The organism is Actinoplanes cyaneus (assembly GCF_016862095.1).
Classification (GTDB): domain Bacteria; phylum Actinomycetota; class Actinomycetes; order Mycobacteriales; family Micromonosporaceae; genus Actinoplanes; species Actinoplanes cyaneus.
The window spans coordinates 32,536-56,248 of the sequence record NZ_BOMH01000015.1 but is presented as its reverse complement, the minus strand read 5'-3'; the positions used below and the strand labels follow the sequence as shown (position 1 = coordinate 56,248).

General features: G+C 70.8%; 19 protein-coding genes. 6 read left to right on the top strand and 13 right to left on the bottom strand.

All coding sequences use genetic code 11. The features are described from left to right. Positions 1-70: 70 nt before the first annotated feature. Positions 71-1,834, bottom strand: a complete 1,764-nt coding sequence (locus tag Acy02nite_RS09835; RefSeq protein ID WP_203739633.1) for a S8 family serine peptidase — start codon at positions 1,832-1,834, stop codon at positions 71-73. Positions 1,835-1,982: 148 nt separating this feature from the next. On the opposite strand from Acy02nite_RS09835, the gene Acy02nite_RS09830 reads away from it, so the two are divergent. Then, entirely contained in the window at positions 1,983-3,083 is a 1,101-nt protein-coding gene (locus Acy02nite_RS09830) for an LCP family protein (RefSeq protein WP_203739632.1), read from the top strand. Positions 3,084-3,098: 15 nt separating this feature from the next. Beyond that, positions 3,099-4,478, top strand: coding sequence for a M1 family metallopeptidase (locus tag Acy02nite_RS09825; protein WP_203739631.1), 1,380 nt, complete (start codon positions 3,099-3,101; stop codon positions 4,476-4,478). A 1-nt stretch (position 4,479) separates the two neighbouring features. On the opposite strand, the gene Acy02nite_RS09820 is transcribed toward Acy02nite_RS09825, so the two are convergent. Both Acy02nite_RS09820 and guaB read right to left on the bottom strand, forming a co-directional pair. Next, positions 4,480-5,601 carry a GuaB3 family IMP dehydrogenase-related protein gene (locus tag Acy02nite_RS09820; protein ID WP_203739630.1) on the bottom strand — a complete coding sequence of 374 codons (1,122 nt, stop codon included), beginning with the start codon at positions 5,599-5,601 and terminating at the stop codon, positions 4,480-4,482. 17 nt (positions 5,602-5,618) lie between these two features. Beyond that, positions 5,619-7,106: an IMP dehydrogenase gene (gene guaB / locus Acy02nite_RS09815; protein ID WP_203739629.1), complete on the bottom strand. Its 1,488-nt coding sequence runs from the start codon at positions 7,104-7,106 to the stop codon at positions 5,619-5,621. A 119-nt stretch (positions 7,107-7,225) separates the two neighbouring features. Here guaB and Acy02nite_RS09810 point away from each other — a divergent pair, with 119 nt between their 5' ends. Beyond that, a complete protein-coding gene (locus Acy02nite_RS09810; protein WP_203739646.1) occupies positions 7,226-7,621 on the top strand; it encodes a DUF5319 domain-containing protein in 396 nt (131 codons plus the stop codon). A gap of 600 nt (positions 7,622-8,221) precedes the next feature. Here Acy02nite_RS09810 and Acy02nite_RS09805 read toward each other — a convergent pair. After that, positions 8,222-9,049, bottom strand: coding sequence for a response regulator transcription factor (locus Acy02nite_RS09805; RefSeq protein WP_203739628.1), 828 nt, complete (start codon positions 9,047-9,049; stop codon positions 8,222-8,224). A 231-nt stretch (positions 9,050-9,280) separates the two neighbouring features. Here Acy02nite_RS09805 and Acy02nite_RS09800 point away from each other — a divergent pair, with 231 nt between their 5' ends. Further along, positions 9,281-9,667, top strand: a complete 387-nt coding sequence (locus Acy02nite_RS09800) for a WhiB family transcriptional regulator (RefSeq protein WP_203739627.1) — start codon at positions 9,281-9,283, stop codon at positions 9,665-9,667. Positions 9,668-9,826: 159 nt separating this feature from the next. Here Acy02nite_RS09800 and Acy02nite_RS09795 read toward each other — a convergent pair whose 3' ends face one another. The 9 genes from Acy02nite_RS09795 to Acy02nite_RS09755 all read right to left on the bottom strand — a co-directional run bounded on the left by Acy02nite_RS09795 (position 9,827) and on the right by Acy02nite_RS09755 (position 21,454). Next, the gene (locus Acy02nite_RS09795) at positions 9,827-11,329 is read right to left on the bottom strand and encodes a molybdopterin-dependent oxidoreductase (RefSeq protein ID WP_203739626.1); all 1,503 of its coding nucleotides are present in this window, start codon (positions 11,327-11,329) and stop codon (positions 9,827-9,829) included. Positions 11,330-11,358: 29 nt separating this feature from the next. After that, on the bottom strand, positions 11,359-13,050 hold the full coding sequence (locus Acy02nite_RS09790) for an insulinase family protein (RefSeq protein WP_203739625.1): 1,692 nt from the start codon (positions 13,048-13,050) through the stop codon (positions 11,359-11,361). Then, positions 13,050-14,738 (bottom strand): M16 family metallopeptidase, encoded by a 1,689-nt coding sequence (locus tag Acy02nite_RS09785; protein WP_203739624.1) that lies wholly within the window; start codon positions 14,736-14,738, stop codon positions 13,050-13,052. The genes Acy02nite_RS09790 and Acy02nite_RS09785 overlap by 1 nt, the downstream gene beginning before the upstream one ends. Positions 14,739-14,906: 168 nt before the next feature. After that, positions 14,907-16,085, bottom strand: coding sequence for an ROK family transcriptional regulator (locus tag Acy02nite_RS09780; RefSeq protein ID WP_203739623.1), 1,179 nt, complete (start codon positions 16,083-16,085; stop codon positions 14,907-14,909). 2 nt (positions 16,086-16,087) lie between these two features. After that, a complete protein-coding gene (locus tag Acy02nite_RS09775) occupies positions 16,088-17,350 on the bottom strand; it encodes a sugar ABC transporter permease (RefSeq protein ID WP_203739622.1) in 1,263 nt (420 codons plus the stop codon). Continuing rightward, entirely contained in the window at positions 17,347-18,150 is an 804-nt protein-coding gene (locus Acy02nite_RS09770; RefSeq protein ID WP_203739619.1) for an ATP-binding cassette domain-containing protein, read from the bottom strand. The genes Acy02nite_RS09775 and Acy02nite_RS09770 overlap by 4 nt, the downstream gene beginning before the upstream one ends. 120 nt (positions 18,151-18,270) lie before the next feature. Further along, positions 18,271-19,377 (bottom strand): sugar ABC transporter substrate-binding protein, encoded by a 1,107-nt coding sequence (locus tag Acy02nite_RS09765; RefSeq protein ID WP_203739617.1) that lies wholly within the window; start codon positions 19,375-19,377, stop codon positions 18,271-18,273. Between the two features lie 326 nt (positions 19,378-19,703). Continuing rightward, positions 19,704-20,186: a Cys-tRNA(Pro) deacylase gene (gene ybaK / locus Acy02nite_RS09760; protein ID WP_203739615.1), complete on the bottom strand. Its 483-nt coding sequence runs from the start codon at positions 20,184-20,186 to the stop codon at positions 19,704-19,706. An 89-nt stretch (positions 20,187-20,275) separates the two neighbouring features. Further along, a complete protein-coding gene (locus Acy02nite_RS09755; RefSeq protein WP_203739613.1) occupies positions 20,276-21,454 on the bottom strand; it encodes a class I SAM-dependent methyltransferase in 1,179 nt (392 codons plus the stop codon). A 222-nt stretch (positions 21,455-21,676) separates the two neighbouring features. Here Acy02nite_RS09755 and groES point away from each other — a divergent pair, with 222 nt between their 5' ends. Together groES and groL are read left to right on the top strand one after the other, a co-directional pair. Next, the gene (gene groES, locus Acy02nite_RS09750; protein WP_014687825.1) at positions 21,677-21,985 is read left to right on the top strand and encodes a co-chaperone GroES; all 309 of its coding nucleotides are present in this window, start codon (positions 21,677-21,679) and stop codon (positions 21,983-21,985) included. Between the two features lie 74 nt (positions 21,986-22,059). After that, positions 22,060-23,706, top strand: coding sequence for a chaperonin GroEL (gene groL, locus Acy02nite_RS09745; RefSeq protein WP_203739612.1), 1,647 nt, complete (start codon positions 22,060-22,062; stop codon positions 23,704-23,706). Positions 23,707-23,713 lie beyond the last annotated feature (7 nt).

Here is a 23,713-nt window from a genome sequence, read left to right as displayed (position 1 = left end):
CGGCGGCTTCGAACCCGGAACGCGACGAGGGGCCGCTCCGCACGGAGCGACCCCTCGTCATGGCCCTGCGTCAGGAGCGGGTGTACGTCCGCGTCGCGGAGTAGGCCGCGTTGCCGGCCTTGTCGTACGCCACGACCTGCAGCTTGAAGCTCTTGGGCTGCTTGGCCGAGTTGACCCCCAGCGTCCACGGGGAACGCGTGTCGGTCGCGACGACCTTGCCGTTCACGAAGACGACGACCTTGGCGATGCCGGTGGTCGCGTCGGAGGCGGTGGCCTTGATCGTGATGGTGCCACGGACCTTGGCCTTGTTCCGCGGCCAGCTGGTCACCGTGAGCTTCGGCTTGCTGTTGTCGACGATCAGCTGGCGGTAACCGGAGTAGCCCACGTTGCCGGCCTTGTCGGTCACCTTCAGGCGGATCGAGATCGGGCCGTTGAGGCCGGCCGTGTTCAGCTTCGGAGCGAACGCCGGACCGGTGTAGGACCAGCCCGCGAACGCACCGTTGCGCTGGACCTCCACGAGCCGGACGCCGCTACCGGCGTCCTTCAGGCCGTAAGGCGTGATGGTGACCGTGCCACGGACCACCGTGTTCTGCGCCGGGAGCGCCCGGGAGACGGTCGGCGGCGTGGCGTCGGTGCCGAACGTCAGCGCCTTGGCCGCGTCGACGATGCCGTAGGAGTTCCAGTTCCGCGAGCCCTTGCGGCCGGAGCGGATGATCGAGCTCCACAGGCTCCACCCCGAGTACTCCGGGTGGGCCGACTGGACCAGCGCGGCGACGCCGGACACCAGCGGCGTGGAGAACGAGGTGCCCTCCAGCCCGTAGTGGTACGAGCCGTCGCTGTACATGCCGGCGGTGACGGCCGGCGCGGACACGTCCACCCAGCTGCCGTAGTTGGAGAAGCTGACCTTGTAGTCGCCGCTCTTGCTCGTGTCGGTGCCGCCCACCGCGAGCACGTCCGGCAGAGCCGCCGGGTACGACTTCTGGCTGGTGTTCTCGTTACCCGCGGCGGCCACCACCAGGACGCCCTTCGCGTTGGCGTAGGCCACCGCGTTGGCCAGCGTCTTGGAGTAGCCGTAGCCACCCAGCGACAGGTTGACGATCTTCGCGTTGTGCTGGACCGCGTAGATGATGCCCTGGGCGATGTCGGAGTCGAACCCGTCGCCGTTCCTGTCCAGCGCCTTGACCGGCAGGATCTTGCACTGCCAGCAGACGCCGGCCATGCCCGCACCGTTGTCGGCGGTGGCGGCGATGAGCGAGGAGACCACGGTGCCGTGCGGGAAGACGCCGTCGTCGGTCGGGTCACTGTCGTAGTTGAAGAAGTCGTAACCGGGCAGGACCTTGCCGGCCAGGTCGCCGACCGGCGCCACCCCGGTGTCCACCACGGCGACCGTGACGTCCGAGCCGGTGGTGGTGGCCCAGGCGGCCGGCACGTTCAGCCGGCCGAGCTCCGCCTGGTAGCCCTGCGTGTAGGCCGGGTCGTTCGGGGCCACCACTGACGTCTTCCGCTTGACGTCCAGCTCCGCGTACGCCACCGAGGGGTCCTGGCGCAGCGAGGCGAGGGTGGAGTTGACCCGGCTCTGCGGGACCGAGAGGGTCTTGGCCCCGAGCGCCGACAGCAGTGCACTGTGGCTCCGGCCGGATGCCTCGGCGTTGCGCAGGCCGAGAGCGTCCAGAGTGGGCAGCCCCGCCTTGGCGTCGTAGCCCGGCTTGAGCCCGATCATCACCCGTACCGGGGTGTCGGCCGCCGTCGCGGGCGCGCTTCCGGCGGCACCGGCGGCCGTGATCAGGGCGGAGGAGATGATGCCGACGGTCAACCGCCGGACTGAACGGTTCATGAGTGGTTGCCTCCCCGTTGGCGATCGCCGCATATTGACGAAATCGCCCGATGAACATACTGGCGATCTTCCATTCAGTAACCCCCCTTTCAGTCAGCTTCGGGCGCGACGTTGAGCCGGTGGCGTTCCGTCCTCTAGGGTTCGGCCTATGCGGAACAGCAAGATCACGTGGGCAGTGATCGCCGGGGTGGTCATCGCCGTGCTCACGGGCCTGGGCGTAGCGATCGCCGTCAATCGCGACTCGGGGAGCACGGCCGCCTCGCCGTCCTCTCCGGTGACCGAGAACACAGCCGTTCCGTCTGCCTCGCCCTCGGCCGCACCCGCGCCGTCCCCCGGCGCGGACCTCACCGGCCCCCTGGACCTGCTGCTCGCGGGCGTCGACACCCGGAACAGCGAGCCGGACTGGGAGCCGCACTCCGACGCGATCATGCTGCTGCACGTCGAGGCCGGGCTGAAGTCCGCCTACCTCTACTCGCTGCCGCGCGATCTCCGGGTGCAGATGCCGGCGTTCAAGAAGGCCGGCTTCCCCGGCGGCAAACACAAGATCACCGAGGCCATGGCGTACGGGTCGAGGGTGCCCGGCAAGAGCACCAAGAACATCCAGAACGGGTACGAGCTGCTCACCCGGACGATCAGCAACTACACCGGGATCAAGACCATCCAGGCCGGCGCCATCCTCAACTTCGGCGGCCTCGACAACCTCGTCGACGAGCTCGGCGGCATCGACCTGACCATCGACCAGAAGGTGAAGTCGCGGCACCGCCAGCCGAACGGCAAACTGCGCCCACTGTCCGGTCACGACTTCAGCGGGCCGCAGGCGGTCTACCTGCCCGGCAAGCGGCACCTGCTCGGCTGGCAGGCGCTCGACTACGCCCGCCAGCGGTACGGCCTGCCGAACGGCGACTACGACCGGCAACGCCACCAGCGGCAGATGGTCAAGGCGATCCTGGACAAGGCGCTCGGCCAGGACCTCAGCGACGCCACCAAGCTGCAGTCGCTGGTCACGGCGCTGGGCAAGTCACTGGTCACCTTCGGCGGACGGCAGCCGGTGGAGTACGCGTACGCCCTGCGCGACCTCACCGCGGCGAGCATCACCTCGGTGCAGCTCGACGGCAGCGGCGTCGGCAGCGGCGGCGGTTACCTGGGCGAACAGCTCAACTCGGAGGCCCGCGGATTCCTCACCGCCGTCGCCGGCGGGAAGATCGCCGCATATCTGAAGGCACACCCCAAAATGGTCAACAAGGGCTGACCGTAACCTCGTCTCATGGGACGACGGGGATACGCTCTCGCTGCAGTGGCTCTTCTGCTCATCAGCGGGTGCCGGTCCTCCACGGCCACGGAGTTCCGGCCGGGCGCCGAGGGGGCCGGTGACCCGTACTTCCCGAAGTACGGCAACGGCGGGTACGACGTCGCGGGCTACGACCTCGACCTGCGGTACGACCCGGCGGCCGGCACCCTCGCCGGCCGGGCGACGATCACCGCGACCGCGACGCAGGACCTGTCCCGCCTGGACTTCGACCTGGCCCACCTGACCGTCTCGAAGATCACTGTGGACGGGGTGGCCGCGACCGCGTCCGCCACCGGCAACGAGCTGGTCGTCACCCCCGCCACCGGGATCCCCGAAGGGCGAGGGTTCACCGTCGTCGCCGAGTACGGCGGCACCCCCGGCTTGCTGGAGAACAAGACGCTCGGCAACGGGGGCTGGCTGCGTACCAGGGACGGCGGCGTCGCGCTCGGCCAGCCCGAGTCGGCCAGCACGTGGTACCCGGTGAACGACCACCCGTCCGACAAGGCCACCTTCACCCTCGCGATGACAGTGCCCGACGGGCTGGAAGTGATCAGCAACGGGGTGCCCGGGCCGCGCGCGACCAAGGACGGCTGGACCACCTGGCGATGGTCCGAGGCAGCGCCGATGGCGAGCTACCTCTCCACCGTCGTGATCGGGCAGTACCGGATCGGCACCAGCACGCACGGCGGCAAGCCGATGATCGTCGCGGTGCCCGAGTCGCTGCCGGAGAACGGGCCGGCCGCGCGGTCGCTCGCCCGCACCGGGGAGATCACCGACTACCTGGCGAGCGTGTTCGGGCCGTACCCGTTCGACGCCAACGGCGGGGTGGTCGTCGACGACGACCGGATCGGGTACGCCCTGGAGACGCAGTCCCGGCCGGTCTACGGCAGCACCTTCTTCGACAAGGCCAACCCCGGGGTGGTCGCGCACGAGCTGGCACATCAGTGGTTCGGGGACAGCGTGGCCCTCACCCGATGGCGTGACATCTGGCTCAACGAGGGCTTCGCGACGTACGCGGAATGGCTCTGGTCGGAACACGACGGCGGCAAGCCGGCGCAGCAGCAGTTCGACACGACCTACGCCTCGACCGACTGGACCCAGCCGGCCGCCGACCCCGGACCGGATCGGATCTTCAGCGACGCCGTCTACGAGCGGGGGGCGCTGGTCGTGCACGCGCTCCGCAGGACGATCGGCGACGAGGCCTTCTTCCGGCTGCTGAAGACGTGGACCAGCGAGCGCGGGAACGGCAACGGTGACACCGCCCAGTTCATCGCCACCGCGGAGAAGGTGTCCGGAAAGGATCTGGACACCTTCTTCACGGCCTGGCTGACCGGCACCACCGCACCGGCCCTTTAGATCAGGCCCTGTCCAGGACCAGGGCGACCTTCTGGAACTCCTTGACGTCGCGGTAACCGCACTTCGCCATCGCCCGCCGCAGCCCGCCGAACAGGTTCAGCTGCCCGTCGGCACGATCCGCCGGCCCGTAGAGCAGCTGCTCCAGCGACCCGTCCGGCTCCCCGGCGATGCAGAACCCGCCACGCGGCAACGCCGGGTGGCTGGCCGCCGAGTGCCACCACGCGCCCCCGGCCGGCGCGCCCTCGGCCAGCGACAACGGCTCGCCCAGCATCACCGCGTCCGCGCCGCAGCCGATCGCCTTGGCGATGTCACCGGAGGTGGCGATGCCGCCGTCGGCGATCAGGTGCACGTAGCGCCCACCGGTCTCGTCCAGGTAGTCGCGGCGGGCCGCGGCCGCGTCGGCGATCGCGGTGGCCATCGGCACCCGGATGCCGAGCACGGTGTCGGTGGTCGACCACTCGTCCGCGCCGACCCCGACGATCACGCCGGCCGCGCCGGTGCGCATCAGGTGCAGGGCGGTCTTGTAGTCGGTGCAACCGCCGACGATGACCGGCAGGTCCAGGTCGGCGATGAACTCCTTGAGGTTCAGCGGCTCGTCGGTGGTGGAGACGTGCTCGGCCGAGACCAGGGTGCCCTGGATGACCAGCAGGTCGACGCCGGCGTCGAGGATCACCGGGGCGAGCGCCAGCGTGTGCTGCGGCGACACCCGGACGGCGACGGTGACGCCACCCTCGCGGATCTGCCGGACACGCTCGGCGATCAGCTCCGGCCTGATCGGCTCGGCGTAGACCTCCTGCAGGCGCTTGGTCGCGTCCGCCTCCTCGTCCAGCGAGGCCAGCTCCTCGAGGATCTTGCTGGGGTCCTCGTAGCGCGTCCAGAGGCCCTCGGCGTTGAGCACGCCCAGGCCACCGAGGCGGCCCAGGGCGATCACCGACTCCGGGCTCTGGGTCGCGTCCGACGGGTGCGCGACGCAGGGGATCTTGAACGGGTACGCGTCGAGCTTCCACTCGGTCGAGACGTCGTCGACGTCCCTGGTCCGGCGGCTCGGCACGATCGCGATGTCATCCAGGTGGTAGCCGCGCTGGGCGGTCTTACCGAGGCCGATCTCCACTACGTCACGCATCGGGTTTCCAGATCCTCTTAACGGGAGTGGTAGTTGGGGGCTTCGACCGTCATCTGGATGTCGTGCGGGTGGGACTCCTTGAGCCCGGCCGCCGTGATCCGGATGAGCTGACCCCGCTCCTGAAGATCGGGGATGGTCTCCGCGCCCACGTAGCCCATGGCCGCGCGCAAGCCGCCGATGAGCTGGTGCGCCACCCTGGACAGAGGACCACGATAGGGCACCTGACCCTCGACGCCCTCGGGCACCAGCTTGTCCTCGTTCACATCCTGCTGGAAATAGCGGTCCTTGGAGTAGGACTTCGCCTGACCACGTGACTGCATCGCCCCCAGGGAACCCATCCCCCGGTACGACTTGAACTGCTTGCCGTTCATGAAGATGAGCTCGCCGGGACTCTCCTCCGAGCCGGCCAGCAGGCTGCCGAGCATCACCGTGCTGGCGCCGGCCACGATCGCCTTCGCGATGTCGCCGCTGTACTGAATGCCGCCGTCGCCGATGACCGGGACGCCGGCCGGAGCACAGGCCCGATTGGCCTCCATGATCGCCGTTATCTGCGGCACGCCCACGCCCGCGACGATGCGGGTGGTGCAGATCGCGCCCGGGCCGACACCCACCTTCACGGCGTCGGCGCCGGCCTCGACCAGGGCCTTGGCGCCCGCATACGTCGCGATGTTGCCGCCGACGATGTCGACGGTGACGTCCTTCTTCAGGCGGGCGACCATCTCCAGCACAGCGCGCTGGTGACCGTGCGCGGTGTCGACGATCACCACGTCCACCCCGGCGTCGACTAGGGCGCGGGCCCGCTTGTACGAGTCGTCGCCGACCCCGACCGCCGCGGCCACCCGCAGCCGGCCCTGGGCGTCCTTCGCCGCGTTCGGGAACTGCTCGGACTTCGTGAAGTCCTTCACCGTGATCAGGCCACGCAGGTGACCGCCCTCGTCGACCAGCGGCAGCTTCTCCACCTTGTGCTTGGCCAGCAGCTCCAGCGCCTCGTCCTTGCTCACCCCGACCCGCGCGGTGATCAGCGGGGCCTTGGTCATCACGTCGCGGACCTTCGCGTCCAGGTCGCTGACGAACCGCATGTCACGGTTGGTGACGATGCCGACCAGCACACCCTGGGCGTCGACGACCGGGGCGCCGGAGATCCGGTAACGCCCGCACAGCGCGTCGACCTGGCGCAGCGTGTCGTCGGGCCCACAGGTGATCGGGTTGGTGATCATGCCGGACTCGGACCGCTTCACCAGGTCGACCTGGGCTGCCTGGTCCTCGACCGAGAGGTTGCGGTGCAGGACCCCGATGCCGCCCTGGCGCGCCATGGCGATCGCCATGCGGGCCTCGGTGACGGTGTCCATGCCCGCCGACAGGAGCGGAATGGACAGCTCGACGTTGCGCGTCAGGCGCGTGACCGTGTTCACCCGGCTCGGAACCACGTCGGACTCGCCGGGCTGCAGCAGCACGTCGTCGAAAGTCAGACCGAGGGGAACAGTGCGAGCGCTGTCAGTTTCCACAGATCATCCCTAGACAAGAGGCGGAGTTCATCATCCTACCCATCCCGGGCGGGGCACCCGGGCGGCGGACAGAACGTGCGGGCCAGCACACTCCCCCGCGAGGTGAGTACGGTATGGGGGTGCAAGAAGAGCCGATCGACCCGTTCAACGGCGACCCCGCCGACCCGGCCGCGGAACTCGACGACCTCAACGAGGACGCCGAGAACGAACCGCTGACCGAGGACGAGCGGCAAGACGTTCTGGAGGATCTCTCCGACCTGGAGATCTACCAGGCATTACTGAGCCCGACCGGCATCCGCGGTCTGGTCATCGAGTGCGAGGACTGTCACGAGCCGCACTACTTCGACTGGGACCTGCTCCGCGGCAACCTGCGCCACCTGCTCAGCAGCGGACGTCCCCGGGTGCACGAGCCGGCCTACGACCCCGACCCCGATCACTACGTGACGTGGGAATACGCGCGTGGTTACGCCGACGGCGTGCACGACACCCTCACCGAGGGCAGCGACGACGACTGACGAAGATCACATTCAAGATCTTCAGGTCCCCTCTCCGCGGTGGTCACCCTCCGCCGCTCCCGCGGGGACCCTCGCGACCTGAGCAGGGCCGTGACCGGCCCAGAACGCTCAGCCCGCAAGGGCGATGTCCGTGGGTGGTCCCGCTCAGAGCAGAACCCCCGGTGACAGCTCCCGCCCGCCGCAGAGTCCCGCCCCGCCGCAGCCCCGCGACGTAGCCGGTGGCCGGCCAGGCAGCGCGCCCCACTCCCCCGGGCTGGTTCTCATGGGCGTAATTCGTGCCTCATTACGCCCATGAGAACCAGCCGGGAGCGTGGGCGCGCCACGGCCCCGGCCCTGCGACTACGCCGCGCCGGGCCGGGCTCGGGACTTCGCCGGTTGCGGGGCTGCCCGGACGGGTTTCTGCTCTGAGCCGGACCACCCACGGAGATCGCCCTGGAGGGCTTCGCGTTCTGGGCCGGCCACGGCCCTGCGAAGCCCGCAAGGGTCCCCGCGGGAGCAGCGGAGGGTGACCACAGACCAGAGGGGACATGAAGATCCTGAAGTTGATCTTCAGGTAGTGACGGTGACGCCGCCGGCGAGGAATCCCCGCCGGCGGCGTTGTCAGGCGACGAGGCCCGCGCGGAAACCCGCTGCCACCGCGTGGGCACGGTCGCGGGCGCCGAGCTTGCGGAACAACCGGCGCGCGTGGGTCTTCACGGTGTCCTCGGAGACGAAGAGCTCGCGGCCGATCTCGGCGTTGCTCTTGCCGTCCGCCATTCCCCGGAGGACCTGCAGCTCACGCTCGGTCAGGGTGAGCCGGCGGCCGGCCGGTTGCGCCTCGCCCATCTCGTTGCCCGGCCAGGCCACCATCGGCCGGCCGGTCGCCGGGTCGATCGGGGCGTCGCCGCGCTGCGCCGGGACCATCGGCGAGTTCGGCAGCATGGCCGGGACGGCGGCCGCGTTGGGCGCGCCGACGCCCATGCCGTATTGCCCGCGGGTGGCCGGTGAGTTGTTGTTGCGCATACCGCCGGCCACGGTGGCCGGCTGCGCGTTGCCGTTGATCGGCATGCCCTGCGGGCGCACCGGCAACAGCAGCAGGAGCAGCGCCTTGGCGACGACGCTGACCAGGTCGTGCTCGACGCCACGGATGACGCCGCGAGCGCCGGCGGCGACGGCTGCCGCCGCCACCCGGGGGTCTTCAGCACCGAAGAGCACCACCTGGGCCTGCGGCGCGCGGGCGAGCACGCGCCGGGTGAAGCCGACGCTGTCGGGCCGGGTCACGGCGGTGTCGGCCAGGACCACTTCGGCCGGCCGTTCCGCCAGTCGGATCATGGCCTCGGTCTCGCTGACCGCGGTCCGGACGACGCCGGTCATGCCGAGCCGGGCCGCGGTCGACGCGACGGTTTGGGCCGCCAGCGGGGTTCGGACGCACACGAGGACGGTACGCACAGTGATCCTCCTTCTCTCTCAGAGGAGATCACGCGAGGGCCGCAGCATTACGCGCTTTAGATGGAAAAAACGGGAAAGAAAGGTATGACTTGCCCCCTCTTTGCCACTGCGCTCGGAGAGACATCGACATGTTGCGTGTGAGCCGGCATTTGCCGGGGTACACCCGCGTGAGGCCTGCCTCAGGCCCCCATGTCGACCACTCCGCGGTGCCGCGCGGTGAGGAGGGTGTTGATGTCGAACGTTCGCAGGCTGCCGGGGCCCATCGCAGATCTCTGGGATTGGCAGCGCATGGGGCTCTGCCGGGGCCGGGACAGTGCGCAGTTCTTCCACCCCGACGGCGAGCGCGGGTCGTCCCGCAATCGCCGGGAGGCCAAGGCCAAGACGATGTGCGGCGCGTGCCCGGTGCGAGCCGAGTGCGCCGCCCACGCCCTCGCGGTGCGCGAGCCGTACGGGGTGTGGGGAGGGTTCAGCGAATCGGAGCGGCTGCGGCTGCTCGCGGTCGGCTGGGAGGATCTGGCCGATCGTCACGGACGAGTCGACCTGGCCCGGCTCGAGGCGCGCCTCGGCCGGCCCCACAAATCGGCAGTGCCCGCACAGCGGCAGGCACCGGCGGCCTGAGAACGCCCGGCACGCGGCATCACCACACGACTGGCGACACGGTCCTCCCCTGGGGGCCGTGTCGAGTGGTTCAGCGGTTCTTCAACCGCATTGGTGGACATGCAACCCACCGTATGAGCGACTTGCGTTTTCGAGTCGGACCGAAAGTGCGGCTTTGACCTAGCTGACAGAGACCGTCACCCGGTGCCATCCCGTTGCCCCGTCGGGGGCCGGATCGGCGAGGTCCGACGTCTGGGTGTACCCGTCGAGATCGGTCGCCCGCACCCGCAGCGCATGATCGCCGGACGTCGCCGTCCAGGTGTGCGTCCACTGCCGCCAGGTGTCGTCGGAGACCACCGGCGCGAGCGTCGCCGTCTCCCATGGACCGTCGTCGACCTGCACCTCGACCTTGGCGATGCCCCGATGCTGGGCCCAGGCGACGCCGGCCACGACGATCGGGCCGGGCTTCTTCGAGGCGCCGTCGCGGGGTGAGTCGATCCGCGACTCGGTCTTGATCGGGCCCTGGGCGGACCACCCGCGGGGCACCCAGTACGCATCGAAGTCGGAGAATCGAGTCAGCTCGATCTCGGTGATCCACTTGCAGGCCGAGACATACCCGTAGAGTCCGGGAACGATCATCCGGGCCGGGAAGCCGTGCTCGACCGGCAGCGCCTCGCCGTTCATCCCGATCGCGAGCAGCGCGTCCCGCCCATCGCGCAGCACGGCGGTCGGCGTGCCGCACGTCCAGCCGTCCGCCGAGCGCTGCACGGCCTGGTCCGCCTCGGGCAGCGGGTCCGCCTCGTCGAGCAGCGCCTTGATCGGCGTGCCCAGCCACAGCGCGTTGCCGATCAGGTCGCCGCCGACCTCGTTGGAGACGCAGGCGATCGTCACGTAACGCTCGACCATGGGACGTCTCAGCAGCTCCGCCCAGGTGATCGTGATCGGGTTGCGCACCATCCCGTGGATCTTCAGGGTCCAGTTCGCCGGGTCGACCCGCGGAGTGATCAGCGCGGTGTCGATCCGGTAGAAGTCCCTGGTCGGCGTCACATAGGGCACCGCGCCGTCGACCTGAGCGGCGGCCGGGACGACCGGGGCCGGCCCGCTCGCCGCCGGCAGCTGGAGCTCGTTGCGGGCGGTGGTCGCGGCGCCGCGCGAGGCGAGCCAGCGGCCGGCCACGCCGCCACCGGCAGCGACCGCCGCCACGATGCCGGCCTGCTTGAGGAAGGCGCGGCGACTCTCCGCCTCGGTGACCGCGGGCCGGGCGCCGACCCGCAGCAGGTGCCGCAGCACGAGGAAGGCCAGCGCCGCACCGAGCAGGGACGGGATCGCGGCGCCCACGCCCGCGTTCGGCCTGGTCGTGGCTGCTGCCGCGCCGATCGCGCCGAACAGCGCGATCCCCGCGCCGGCGAGCGGCCACGACCGGGTGGCGAGCACGCCCACCCCGTATGCGTAGAGGGCCAGCAGGATCGCCGTCCCGCTCAGCAGCGCGGTCTTGTCGTGCGTGCCGAACACCGCGATCGCGAAGTCCTTCACCGCGGCCGGCACGTGGTCGACGACCACCCCGCCGACCGCCACCAGCGGCGCCGAGCGCGCCCCGGCGACGACGGCGAGCAGCTCCGCCACCCCGAGTGCGGCAGCGGCCGCCGCCACACCGGCCAGCCCGGCCCGGATCGATGTCCTCACCGCGCCATCCTGCCTCGCCAAACTGAAAGTCAGCTGCCGCGTAAGCGTTTCGTAAGGCGATGTACGCCATACCCGGCGGCGGCCGCGAGACCGAGACCGACCACGGCGATGCCGATCGCGACGTCCCGGTCCTCGGCATCGAGGGCCGAGTCGGCGGCCATCAGCAGGCCCAGCCCGCCGCAGAGCAGGATGACCACGCTCAGGACCACCACCAGCGCGATCGCCGCACCCCGGTGGACGGGCCGCACCGCCGGCGCGGGGGTCGCGGGCGCACGCGGCACGGGGATCCGGGCCGGATCGCGCGGTGGCATGGCGACCCGCAGGTCGGGGCGCACCCGGGTGTCGAGCGCGGCCACCACGGCGTGGCCGCCGGCGAACAGGGCCGGCTCGAGGTGCACCTGGATGCCGTCGTGGCCGATGAACCGGCGGGCGCCGTCCGGCCAGGCCAGCACCGCCGAGCAGCTGTCGAACCGGACCGTCACCAGGGTTTCCTCGTCGACGGCGCTGACCCCGTCCTCGCCCGCGATCAGGTGAGCGCCGGGACGGTCCAGTGACGGGTAGGAATGTCCGCGCACCGCCTCGGCCGACCGTTCCGGCGCCGCGGTGTAACCGGCCCATTCCGGGGTCGTGCTCCCGGGCGTCATCAGCAGCCCGTCGGCGACGGCGGCCCGGCCCACCTCGGCGACGTCGTCGGGGGTGACCGCGCGCAGGTCGGCCAGCACCTCCTCGGCGGTCTGCGGCGTACGCCCGGCGAGCAGGCCGAAGGCCAGCCCCGGCAGCCGGGCGCCGCTCTCCTCGGCCCTGACGAGGTCCGCGCAGCGCTGGTTCACCACGGCCGTCACGTCGGCCGGGTCGATCCGGCCGGCCCCGGCCGCGATCAGCACGTTGATGAAGCCGCGGAGCGCCGCGTCCTGCTTCTCCGGCAGCACGTCGGCGAGCGCGGTCAGCACCGCGGTGCCGTCGCCCCGCGGGTCGTAATCGCTCTCCACGGTGTAGGAGAGGCCGCTCTCCTGGCGCAGTGACCGGAACAGCGTGCGTTCGAGCACCCCGGCGAAGACCGACGCGGCGGGCCGGCGCGGCACGACCGCGTTCCAGGCCACCACGTTGGCGGGGCCGGGGAAGAAGGCGGGCCGGACCGGCAGCGCCGAGGACGGTACCGGCGCGGGGCGGCGCGCACCGTGCGGCAGGGCCAGCCTCAGCCCGGCGGGCACGTCCGGCCCGGCGATCCAGAGCACCGCGTTCTCCGTGGTGAACCAGTGCGCCACCCAGGCGCGCAGATCGTCCGGGGTGATTCCGGTCAGGCCCCACTCCGGGTAGACGGGCATCCCGTAGTCCCGGGCGCCGTGCCGCCAGAGCGCCAGCCCGTCGGCAGGACCCTCGCCGCGCCCGTTCTCCTCGGTGCGCAGGATGTCCTTCTCCACCTCGAGCCGCTGCATCGGCAGGTCCTGCAGACCGGCGCACACCCCGTTGAGGAACGTGACGATGTCCGCCTCGGCGCCGCGCATGTGGAAGTAGGTGTGCTCCACCCCGGTCGTGCCGTTGAAGTGGTGATCGGCCATCCCGAGCGAGTGCAGCACCAGGTGCTCGACCAGGTGCGTGATGCCGCGCCTGGCCAGCGGCTCGTCGGCCAGCCCGACCCGGAACGCGAGGCCGGCGTGCATCGGCCCGGTGCCCGGTGCGAGCAGGGCCGGCACCCCGTCGACGTCGAGTCGCCTGATCATCAGCGGCCGGCCCACCGTTCGCGCAGCTCACGTACCCTGGCCGGGACAGCCCGCCCGGCCGGCCACGCCATCACCAGGCAGATCGCGGCCGCGGTGAGATCGGCCCCGGTGCCCCTGCCACCCAGCGACGACCCGGTCCCGAGCGACACGACAGTGGCCACCACGACACCGGCCAGCAGCAGACAGATCAAGACATTGACCACGATTGACACGTACGGCGTGACCCGCTCCCGCCGCGACCGCTGCGGCGCGGCCGGTGGCTGCGGGATCCGCTCCGGGTCCCGGGCCGGCATCTCGATCCGCAGCTCGGCCGGCACGCGCGCGTCCACGTCCCGGGTCACCGTGGCGGCGCCGCGGAACAGCGCCGGCTCCACCCGGGCCACGATCGCGTCCGGGCCGATCAGCTGCCGGGCGCCGTCCGGCCAGGCGAGCACGGCCACGGCCTGGTCGTAACGGACCGTCGCGGCCTCGCCGCCGATCACGTGACTCACCCCGTCCGGCCCGCTGACCAGGTGGTGCCGGGGATCGCGGATCGCCTTGTGCACGCGGCCGGCGATCGGCGACTCGGAGTGGGTGGGCGCGGCGGTGTAACCGGCCCCGTCCGCGGCGGTGCCCTCCGGCGTCATCAGCAGGCCCGCGTCGTACGCCGCCAGGGCCACCTCGGCCACGTCCCCCGGGGTCACCGCACGGACCTCGGCGACGGCCTCCTCCAGGTCCTTCAGCTCCCGGCCGGCCAGCAGGTTGAACGCCAGCCCGGGCAGCCGCCCGCCCCGGGTGTCGGCCTCGGCCAGCCCGTCGGCGGTCAGCGTGATCACGGTGGTCACGTCCTCCGGGTCGATCCGGCCGGCGCGCATCCCGGCGAGCAGGCCGACCAGGCCGGAGAGGGCCGCCTCGCGTTTCTCCGGGAGGGCGTCGGCGTACGCGACGATCCGTGCGCTGCCACCGGCCCGCGGCTGGTAGTCGGTGCGGACCGTGTCCGAGATGCCCTCGTGCTGCCGCAGCTCCCGGAACATCTGCCGTTCCAGCACGTTGGCGAAGACCGCGGCACGCGCCTCGCGGTCGACCACCGCGTCCCACGCGACGTCGCTGTCCGCCCCGCTGAACCACGCCGGGCCGGCCGGCAACGCCGACGAGGGGGTCCGGGCCGGTTGCCGCTCACCGCTGGGCAGGAGCAGCTTCAACCCCTCGGGCACCTTCTCCCCGGCCACCCAGAGAGCCGCGTTCTCCCTGGTGAAGTACCGCGCGATCCAGTCACGCAGCTGCTCGGGGCCGATCCGGTCGAGGCCCCACTCGGGGTAGCCGGTCAGCCCGAAGTCACGGGCGCCGTGCCGCCACAGGGCGAGCGGGTCGTTGCCGCGGCCGTCGGCGCGCAGCCGCTCCCGGACCCGCGCTATCCGCCCCGGGTCGGGCTCGCGCAGCGCATCGCAGACCGCCCCGAGGAAAGCGGTGATCTCGTCGGCGGTGCCCTGCACGTGGAAGAACGTGTGCTCGGTCCCGGTCGTGCCGTTGTGCTGCTGGTCAGCGGCGCCCAGCCCGTCCAGTACGAGGTGCTCGACCAGGCGGGTGAGGCCGCGCCACGGCAGCGTCTCGTCCGCCACCCCGACCCGGAAGGCCAGGCCGGCGTGCATCGGGCCGGTGGTCGGCCCGAGCACCGCCGGCACCCCGTCGACCTCGAGCCGGGTGATCATGCGGGACTCCCGGGCGCCCGGTGGGCGTCGGGGAGGGAGCGACGTTCGGCGATCTTCGAGTACACGGCGGCGGGGTCCGGTACCGGGTGGTGCGGGGGCATGCGCGGCAGCATAGAACTTCCGGGGCCGTTCGCGCGTCCCGGGTGATCGCCGGCTCCTCCCCGGTGGTCAGGAGACCAGCGGATCGTCCAGCAGGTGGTCGAAGGCCAGCTCGGCGGCACCGATGAGGGCGGCGTCCGCACCGAGCTCGGGGGTGCGCAGCCGGACGTGCTCCCGGCAGGCGGGCAGTCCCACCGCGTTGAGCCGGCTGCGGATCTGGGCGGCGGCGACCAGGTAGACGTCGCGCAGCGTGCCGCCGAAGATCACCACCTCCGGGTTGAAGATGTTGACCAGGTTGCCGACCCCGAAACCGATCCAGTCGCCGACGTGCCGCAACGCGTGCTGGGCCTGACTGTCCCCGCGGACGGCGGCGTCGACCACTTCGAGCACGACGTCCCGGCCGGTACGCCCCTCGCGCCCGGACAGGCGCAGCAGCGCGTGCTCGCCGATCTCGGTCTCCCAGCAGCCGCGCGAGCCGCAGTCGCAGGGACGTCCGTACGGGTTGACCACCATGTGACCGACCTCGCCGCCGTACCCGCCGTGCCCGGTGACCCGGCGTCCACCGGCGACGATGCCCGCGCCCACCCCGACGTCGCCGTAGAGGTAGATGACGTTGTCGCAGCCGACCGCCGCGCCGCGGGCGTGCTCGGCCAGTGCGCAGACGTCCGCGTGGTTGCCGATGCTGAGCGTGCCGGGCGCGCCCAGCTCCGCGCGCAGCGCCGCGCCGACCGGTTCCTCGACCCAGCCGATGGTGGGCGCGAGCCGGACCATGCCGTCCTCGCGGCGCACCATGCCGGCCACCGCGAGCCCGCTGCCCACGCACCGGGCGTCGTCGCCGACCTGGTCGTGCATCGCGCGGACGAACCGGGCCAGCGGCTCGACCGCCTCGTCGGCGCTCATGCCGGGCGGCCGGACCGTCTCGTACTGCTCCAGGATCTGCCCGCCCAGCCCGACCCGGGCGGCACGCAGGCGATCCACTTCGATGCTCAGGGCGTACGCGAAGATCTTCTCCGACTCGGGCCGGACGACTAGTGACGGTCGCCCGGCCCGGCCGGTCTCCTTCGGCACCGCCTCGCTGACCAGCCCAGCGCTGGTCAGCTCGGCGGTGAGTGCCCCGATGGTGCTGCGGTTGAGGCCGAGCCGGGAGGTGAGCTCCGCCCGGGACGTGGCGCCGTGTACGTGGACGTACCGCAGCAGTGTCCCGAGGTTGTGCCGACGGACCTCGTCCTGGCTGGGGCCAGCGCGCATCGCTACCGGTTGCCCGTTGCCGCGGCCCGGCGCCGGGCCAGCGCGTCGACACCGGCGGCGATGAGCAGGATGACGCCGGTGAACATGTAGCGCGTGCCGGACGAGAAGTCCATCAGCAGCATGCCGTTGTCGATGACGGCGATCACCGCGCCACCGATCACCGCGTGGATCACCTTGCCCTTGCCGCCGAACAGGCTGGTGCCACCGATGACGGCGGCGCCGACGGCGTAGAGCAGGGTGCTGCTGCCACCGGTGTTCGGGTCGACCGAGCCGGCCCGGCTGACCAGCATGACACCGCCGACCGCGGCCATGAACGAGCCGATCACGAAGACCGAGATGCGGATCCGGTCGACCGGGATACCGGCGCGACGGGCGGCCTCGGCGTTGCCGCCGACGGCGTAGACGTGCCGGCCGTACGTGGTGCGGCCCAGGACGAACGTCCAGAGCACCAGGAAACCGCCGATCACCGGCGCCGCGATCGGGACACCCTTGAGCGTCGCGACGGCCGGGTTGATCGCCCGCTCCTGGGTCAGGATCGCCGTCGAGATCAGCAGCAGCGCGGCGATGCCGGCGATGCGCATCGCGATGATGCCGAGCGGCTCGGTGACCAGGCCACGGCGGGCCCGGCCACGGTGACGCAGGAACTGGACCAGCGCGAACCCGGCGACGGCCGCCACGGCGAGGCCCCAGCTCCACCCGACCGGGAGGCTGTCCTTGTTGAGCGACTTGATGAAGCCGTCCGGGATCGAGATGTTCTTGCCCTCGCCCAGCAGCACCAGCAGCATGCCCTGGAAGGCCAGGAAGGCGGCCAGGGTCACGACGAACGACGGGATGCCGACCTTCGAGACCAGCAGGCCGAGCACCACACCGATCACCACACCGGTGACGAGCGCGGCGACCAGCGAGATGGCCTGGTTGTAGCCGTGCTCGGTGAGCAGGACCGCCATCACGGCGCCGCAGAGGCCGGCCGTGAAGCCCGCGGACAGGTCGATCTCGCCCAGCAGCAGGACGAAGATCAGGCCCATCGCGATCATGATGACGCCGGCCGCCTGGTTGAACAGGTTCGCGAAGTTGCCGGCGCTGAAGAACGTGTCGCTGCGGGCGCTGCCGAAGATCGCCACCAGGATGACCAGGCCCAGGACGGCGGGCAGCGCACCGAGGTCGCCGCCCCGGATCCGCCCGAAGTAGTCGCGGATGTGGCTGCCGACGGTCGGCTTGACGACCTTGACGCCACCGGCGGTCTCAAGGGTGGGTGTGGTGGTCACTGGTCCGCTCCCGGCGTGATGTCGACGAAGTCGGTGGGCTTCTCCGGCGGGAGGCCCAGGTTGCCGCTGCGCCCGCCGGTGATCAGCTCGACGACCTGCGAGTGCGTGACGTCGCTCGCCTTGACCTGCGCGGCCATCCGGCCCAGGTACAGCGCGGCGATCCGGTCGGAGACCGCGAAGACGTCGTTCATGTTGTGCGAGATCAGGACCACGCCGAGGCCGTTGTCGGCCAGCCGGCGGACCAGCTCCAGCACCTGGGCGGTCTGCGCGACGCCGAGGGCCGCGGTCGGCTCGTCGAGGATGACGACCCGGCTGTTCCAGAGCACGGCCTTGGCGATCGCCACGGTCTGACGCTGACCGCCGGAGAGGCTGGCGACGAGCTGGCGCAGCGACTTGACGGTGCGGACCGAGAGGCTGGCCAGGGTCTCACCGGCCATCTGCTCCATCGTCGGCTCGTCCAGGACGATGCCGCGGACCTTCTCCCGGCCGAGGAACATGTTCTGGACGATGTCCAGGTTGTCGCAGAGCGCGAGGTCCTGGTAGACGACCTCGATGCCGAGGTCGGCGGCTTCCCGGGGACTGTGGATGGCAACCTGCTTGCCGTCGAACGTCACCGTGCCCGCGTCGATCGTGTAGATGCCACTGATGCACTTGACCAGCGTCGACTTGCCGGCGCCGTTGTCGCCGACCAGGGCGGTCACCTCGCCGGGGTAGACGCTCAGTTCGACATCGTGCAGGACCTGTACGGGACCGAAGCTCTTGTCGATCCCGCGCAGCTCCAAAAGGGGTGTCGCGGCCACGGATGTTTCTCCTTCGTTCGGTGACCGGCCGTTCGGGGACCGCCGCAACCGACTCCGGCGCCGCCCACGCGAGTGCGTGAGCGGCGCCGTCGCCGGTTCAAGCGGTGATGCTGCGCTGGGTCAGCTGATGCCGGCGGTGGTGCAGGCCGCGGCGAAGGCGGCGGTGCACAGCTCCGCCTTGGTGACGTAGCCGTCGTCGACGACCGCCTTGACGTTCTCCTTGGTGATCGCCTCCGGGGTCAGCAGCACGGACGGGACGGCCGCCTTGGTGGTCGGGTCCTCCGTGGTGCCGGTCGCGGTGGTCGGCTTCTGGCCCTTGGCGAGCGCGACAGCCAACTCGGCGGCCGCGTTGGCCTCCTTCTTGATGGCCTTGTAGACCGTCATGCACTGGTCGCCGGCGAGGATGTTCTGCAGGCCCTGCACGGTCGCGTCCTGGCCGGTCACCGGGACCTTGCCGTTCAGCTTGTTCTTCTTCAGCACCTCGATGGCCGCGTTACCGAGGCCGTCGTTGGCGGCGAGCACGCCCGCGATCTTCGGCTGCTTGGTGAGCTGCTGCTCGAAGATGGTGCCGCCCTTGGCGTTGTCCCACTCCGGAACCGAGTCGTCCGGGCCCTTCTGGTAGTCGCCCGAGTCGTACTTCGGCTGCAGGACCGAGTCGTAGCCCTGCTTGAACAGCGTGGCGTTGTTGTCGGTCGGGGAGCCGTTGAGCTCGGCGACGAAGGGCTTGTCCGCCTTCGCGTCGGTCAGGCACTTGACCAGGCCCTCGCCCTGCAGCTTGCCGACCTGGACGTTGTCGAACGACACGTAGTAGTTGGCGCCGCCGCCCGGGGTCAGCCGGTCGTAGTCGATCGTCGCGATGCCGGCCTTCTTGGCGTTGTCCAGCACGTTCTTGCCGGTGCCCGCGTCCAGGTTGACGATCATGAGGACCTTGACGCCCCCCTGGATCATGCCGTCGGCGATGGTCTGGAACGCGGCCTTGTCGTTCTGCGCGTTCTTGATCTCGACCTCGACGCCCGCGGCCTTGAACGCCTCCGTCAGGTACTTCGTGTCCGCCGTCTCCCACCGAGCCGAGCTCTTGGTGTCGGGCAGGATCACGCCGACCTTGCCGACCTTGCTACCGCTACCACCGGACGCACCGGTGTCACTGCCCTTGTCGTCACCACAGGCAGCCATGCTTCCGGTGGCCAGCAGGCCGACCGCGGCAAGGGCGAACAGTCCCTTACGCATTCCGTATGTCCTTTCGGGGGGTAAATCCGGGGCCTTCGTTCGGATTTGTCACAGGGGTGGTGCGTGCCTGGGAGTGTCGCTCCCCTGGGCGCCGATGGATCAGGAACCGGTTTGTTGTGCCCGGCAACGTATTCCGACAGTGGCCTGGAACACAACCCACTGCGGAGATCTATCTCGTAACGCTGGATAACAATCCAGCAACACGACTGAGCCCCTGCATGCGTGAACTGCCCCGGAAAGTCGTCGATCTTGGTACGTCAGGTGACGCTGAGTGAGATCGCGAGGTGGGCCCGAAGGATCCCGGTCGTCATCACCGGGACGCTGTGTCAGCTTCTGATCACCGCGACGGTCGCGCTGGTCAACCGGATCAGGTCGGCCGGCGCCAGGGAGACCTGCAGACCGCGGCGGCCCGCGGAGACGTACATGAGATCCAGGTCCTGCGCCGAGGAGTCGATCACTGTGGGCAGTCGCTTGCGCTGGCCCAGCGGAGAGATGCCGCCGCGCACGTAGCCACTGCTGCGCTCGGCGGCGGCCCGCTCGGCGAGCGTGGCCCGCTTGCCATCCGCGGCGTGCGCCAGCGCCTTGAGGTCGAGATCGCCGGTGACCGGCACGACGCCGACCACGAGCCGGCCGTCCACCTCGGCGATCAGCGTCTTGAACAGCCGTTTCGGCGCCACCCCGAGGGCCTGCGCGACGAGGGCGCCGTAGTTCGGCGCGTCGGGCGACACCTCGTACGGATGAAGGGTGTGGGGCACCTTCTCCGCGGTCAGCAGCACGGTGGCCGGGGTGCCGGCCGCTTTCTTCGGCATGTGCGGCACGGTACCCCCGAAGTGATCTACGCCTCGCCCCGATACCGACCCGTTGCGACGATTCGGTTACGTTGCGCCTTTCGTCGTCGTCACGAGTGCGCGGTCAGCAGCGCGGTCGGCGCGCCGGCCACCCGGGTCAGCACCAGGCCGGCGGCATGCGGTCCGCTCAGCTTCAGGTCCTTGCGCAGTTGATCCGGCACCAGCGCGGAGCCGCGCTTGCGGATCTCCAGCGTCCCCACCCCACGCTCGCGCAGCAGCGCCCGCAGCCGCTTCAGTGAGAACGGCAGCATGTCGGTGACCTCCAGCCGGCGCGCGAACGGCGTGTCGACCGGGTCGTCGGTGTAGACGTACGCGATCTCCGGGTCGCCGAGCCGGCCGCCGATCCCCGCGGCGAACTCCGCGACCAGGTGCGACCGGACCACTGCCGGGTCCGGGTCGTAGAACCACGCGCCGACCGGCCCGACCGGCGCTTTCGCCAGCCCCGAGCCGGTCAGCTCGCCGAGGCCGACCAGAGTCGCCCGCCGCGGCGCGCGGGCCAGCGGGCCGCACCAGAACGCCGCCTCGACCAGGTCGCCGCCGACGCTGACCCACTCACCCTCAGCGCCCGGCGGCAGCAGGCCGTGGTCGATGCCCGGGGCCAGCTTGAGCACGGTCCGCGGCACCCGCTCGGCGAGACCGGCCACGAAGTCCCAGGGCGGCGAGTACGCCTTCGGGTCGAACACCCGGCCACGCCCGGCCTGGCGGCGCGCCGGGTCGGCGAAGACCGCGTCGAACCTCTCCACCTCGACGGTGGTGGCGTCGGCGCAGGTGACAGTGATCCGATCGGCCAGCCCCGCGGCCCGCGCGTTGGCGGCGGCGAGCGCGGCCGTGGCGGGGTCGGCCTCCACGGCGTGCACCGAGATCCCCAGCCGCGCCGCGGCGAGCGCGTCGGAGCCCAGGCCGCAACCCAGATCGGCGAGGGTCGTCGCGCCGGAGGCGGCGAGCCGGGCGGCCCGGCGCTCGGCGACCACGGCGCGGGTCGCCTGCTCGAGACCCTGCCGGGTGAAGAACATTCGGGTGGCGTCCGGGCCGAACTTCACCGCCGCCCGCCGGCGCAAACTAGCCTGGGTGAGTGCGGCTGCGGCCAGCTCCGCGCCGAAGCCCCGGGCCCGCAGCGCCGAGGCCGCGGCAAGTGGCTCGCCGTCGCCGGCCTCGGCCGCCGCGGCCAGGGCATCCACCCCTTGCGGGGTCTGCAGCAGGGTAAGAAGTTCAGGGGTCACACCAGGCATTCTCCCCGGCGTGACAGGTTGGCACTCTGGTTGACGGAGTGCTAGTTCCGGCATAATCTCCGGTTAGCACTCTCAACATGAGGGTGCCAGCCGCCCGGGCTCGCCCGTGGCGGTTAGGCACCAGGCGGACCGGCACCCGCGACGACGGCCCCGCCCGGTGGCATGAGGCATTGACTGGCCTGGTTCAAGGCCGGCGAAACCTGTACCCAGGAGGGTATGCCCGTGACTACCGCGACCAAGGTTGCGATCAAGCCGCTCGAGGACCGCATCGTGGTCCAGGCGAACGAGGCTGAGACCACGACTGCTTCCGGCATCGTGATCCCCGACACCGCCAAGGAGAAGCCGCAGGAGGGCACCGTCCTCGCCGTCGGTCCCGGCCGGATCGACGACAAGGGCAACCGCGTTCCGCTCGACGTCAAGGTCGGCGACGTGGTCCTCTACTCGAAGTACGGCGGCACCGAGGTCAAGTACGCCGGTGAGGAGTACCTGGTGCTCTCCGCCCGCGACGTCCTCGCGGTCATCGAGAAGTAAGACCTAAACCGACTGTGCAGGCGCCCTGTTCCGGGAAATCGGGGCAGGGCGTCGGCGCTTGAAGGGACCAATACATGGCGAAGATCCTCAGCTTCTCTGACGACGCCCGGCACCTGCTGGAGCACGGCGTCAACACGCTCGCCGACACGGTCAAGGTCACTCTCGGCCCGCGCGGCCGCAACGTCGTCCTGGACAAGAAGTTCGGCGCTCCGACGATCACCAACGACGGTGTCACCATCGCCAAGGAGATCGAGCTCACCGACCCGTACCAGAACCTCGGCGCGCAGCTCGTCAAGGAGGTGGCGACCAAGACCAACGACGTCGCCGGCGACGGGACCACCACGGCGACCGTTCTGGCTCAGGCCCTGGTCCGTGAGGGCCTGCGCAACGTCACCGCGGGCGCCAACCCGATCGGCCTCAAGCGCGGCATGGACAAGGCCTCCGAGGTCGTGTCCAAGTCGCTGCTGGCGAAGGCCGTCGAGGTCGCCGACCACAAGGCGATCGCCAACGTCGCCACCATCTCGGCGCAGGACGCCACCATCGGCGAGCTGATCGCCGAGGCGATGGACCGCGTCGGCCGCGACGGTGTCATCACCGTCGAGGAGGGCTCGGCGATGGCGACCGAGCTCGACGTCACCGAGGGCCTGCAGTTCGACAAGGGCTTCATCTCGCCGAACTTCGTGACCGACGCCGAGTCGCAGGAGGCGGTGCTGGAGGACGCGCACATCCTCATCACCACCCAGAAGATCTCCAGCATCGAGGAGCTGCTCCCGCTGCTGGAGAAGGTGCTGCAGACCAGCAAGCCGCTGCTCATCATCGCCGAGGACGTGGAGGGCCAGGCGCTCTCCACCCTGGTGGTCAACTCGCTGCGCAAGACCATCAAGGTCGCTGCCGTGAAGGCGCCCGGCTTCGGTGACCGCCGCAAGGCGATCCTGCAGGACCTGGCGATCGCGACCGGCGGCGAGCTGATCGCCCCCGAGCTCGGTTACAAGCTCGACCAGGTCGGCCTCGAGCAGCTGGGCAGCGCCCGGCGGATCGTCGTCGACAAGGAGAACACCACGATCGTCGACGGCGGCGGCAACTCCGCCGAGGTCGCCGACCGGGTCTCGCAGATCCGCAAGGAGATCGAGGCGTCGGACTCCGACTGGGACCGTGAGAAGCTCTCGGAGCGGCTGGCGAAGCTCTCCGGCGGCATCGCGGTGATCAAGGTCGGCGCCGCGACCGAGGTCGAGATGAAGGAGCGCAAGCACCGCATCGAGGACGCCATCGCGGCGACCAAGGCGGCTGTCGAGGAGGGCACCGTCCCCGGCGGCGGCGCCGCTCTCGCGCAGGTCGCCAAGGAGCTCGACGGCAACCTGGACCTGACCGGCGAGGAGGCGATCGGCGTCTCGATCGTCCGCAAGGCGCTGGTCGAGCCGCTGCGCTGGATCGCCCAGAACGCCGGCCACGACGGTTACGTCGTGGTGGGCAAGGTCAACGAGCTGGGCTGGGGCCACGGCCTCAACGCGGCCACCGACGAGTACGTGGACCTGGCCGCCGCCGGCATCATCGACCCGGTGAAGGTGACCCGCAACGCGGTCTCCAACGCCGTCTCGATCGCCGGGCTGCTGCTGACCACGGAAAGCCTGATCGTGGAGAAGCCGGCCGAGCCGGAGCCGGCCGCCGCCGGTGGCCACGGTCACGGTCACGGGCACGGCCACCAGCACGGTCCGGGCTTCTGATCCATCG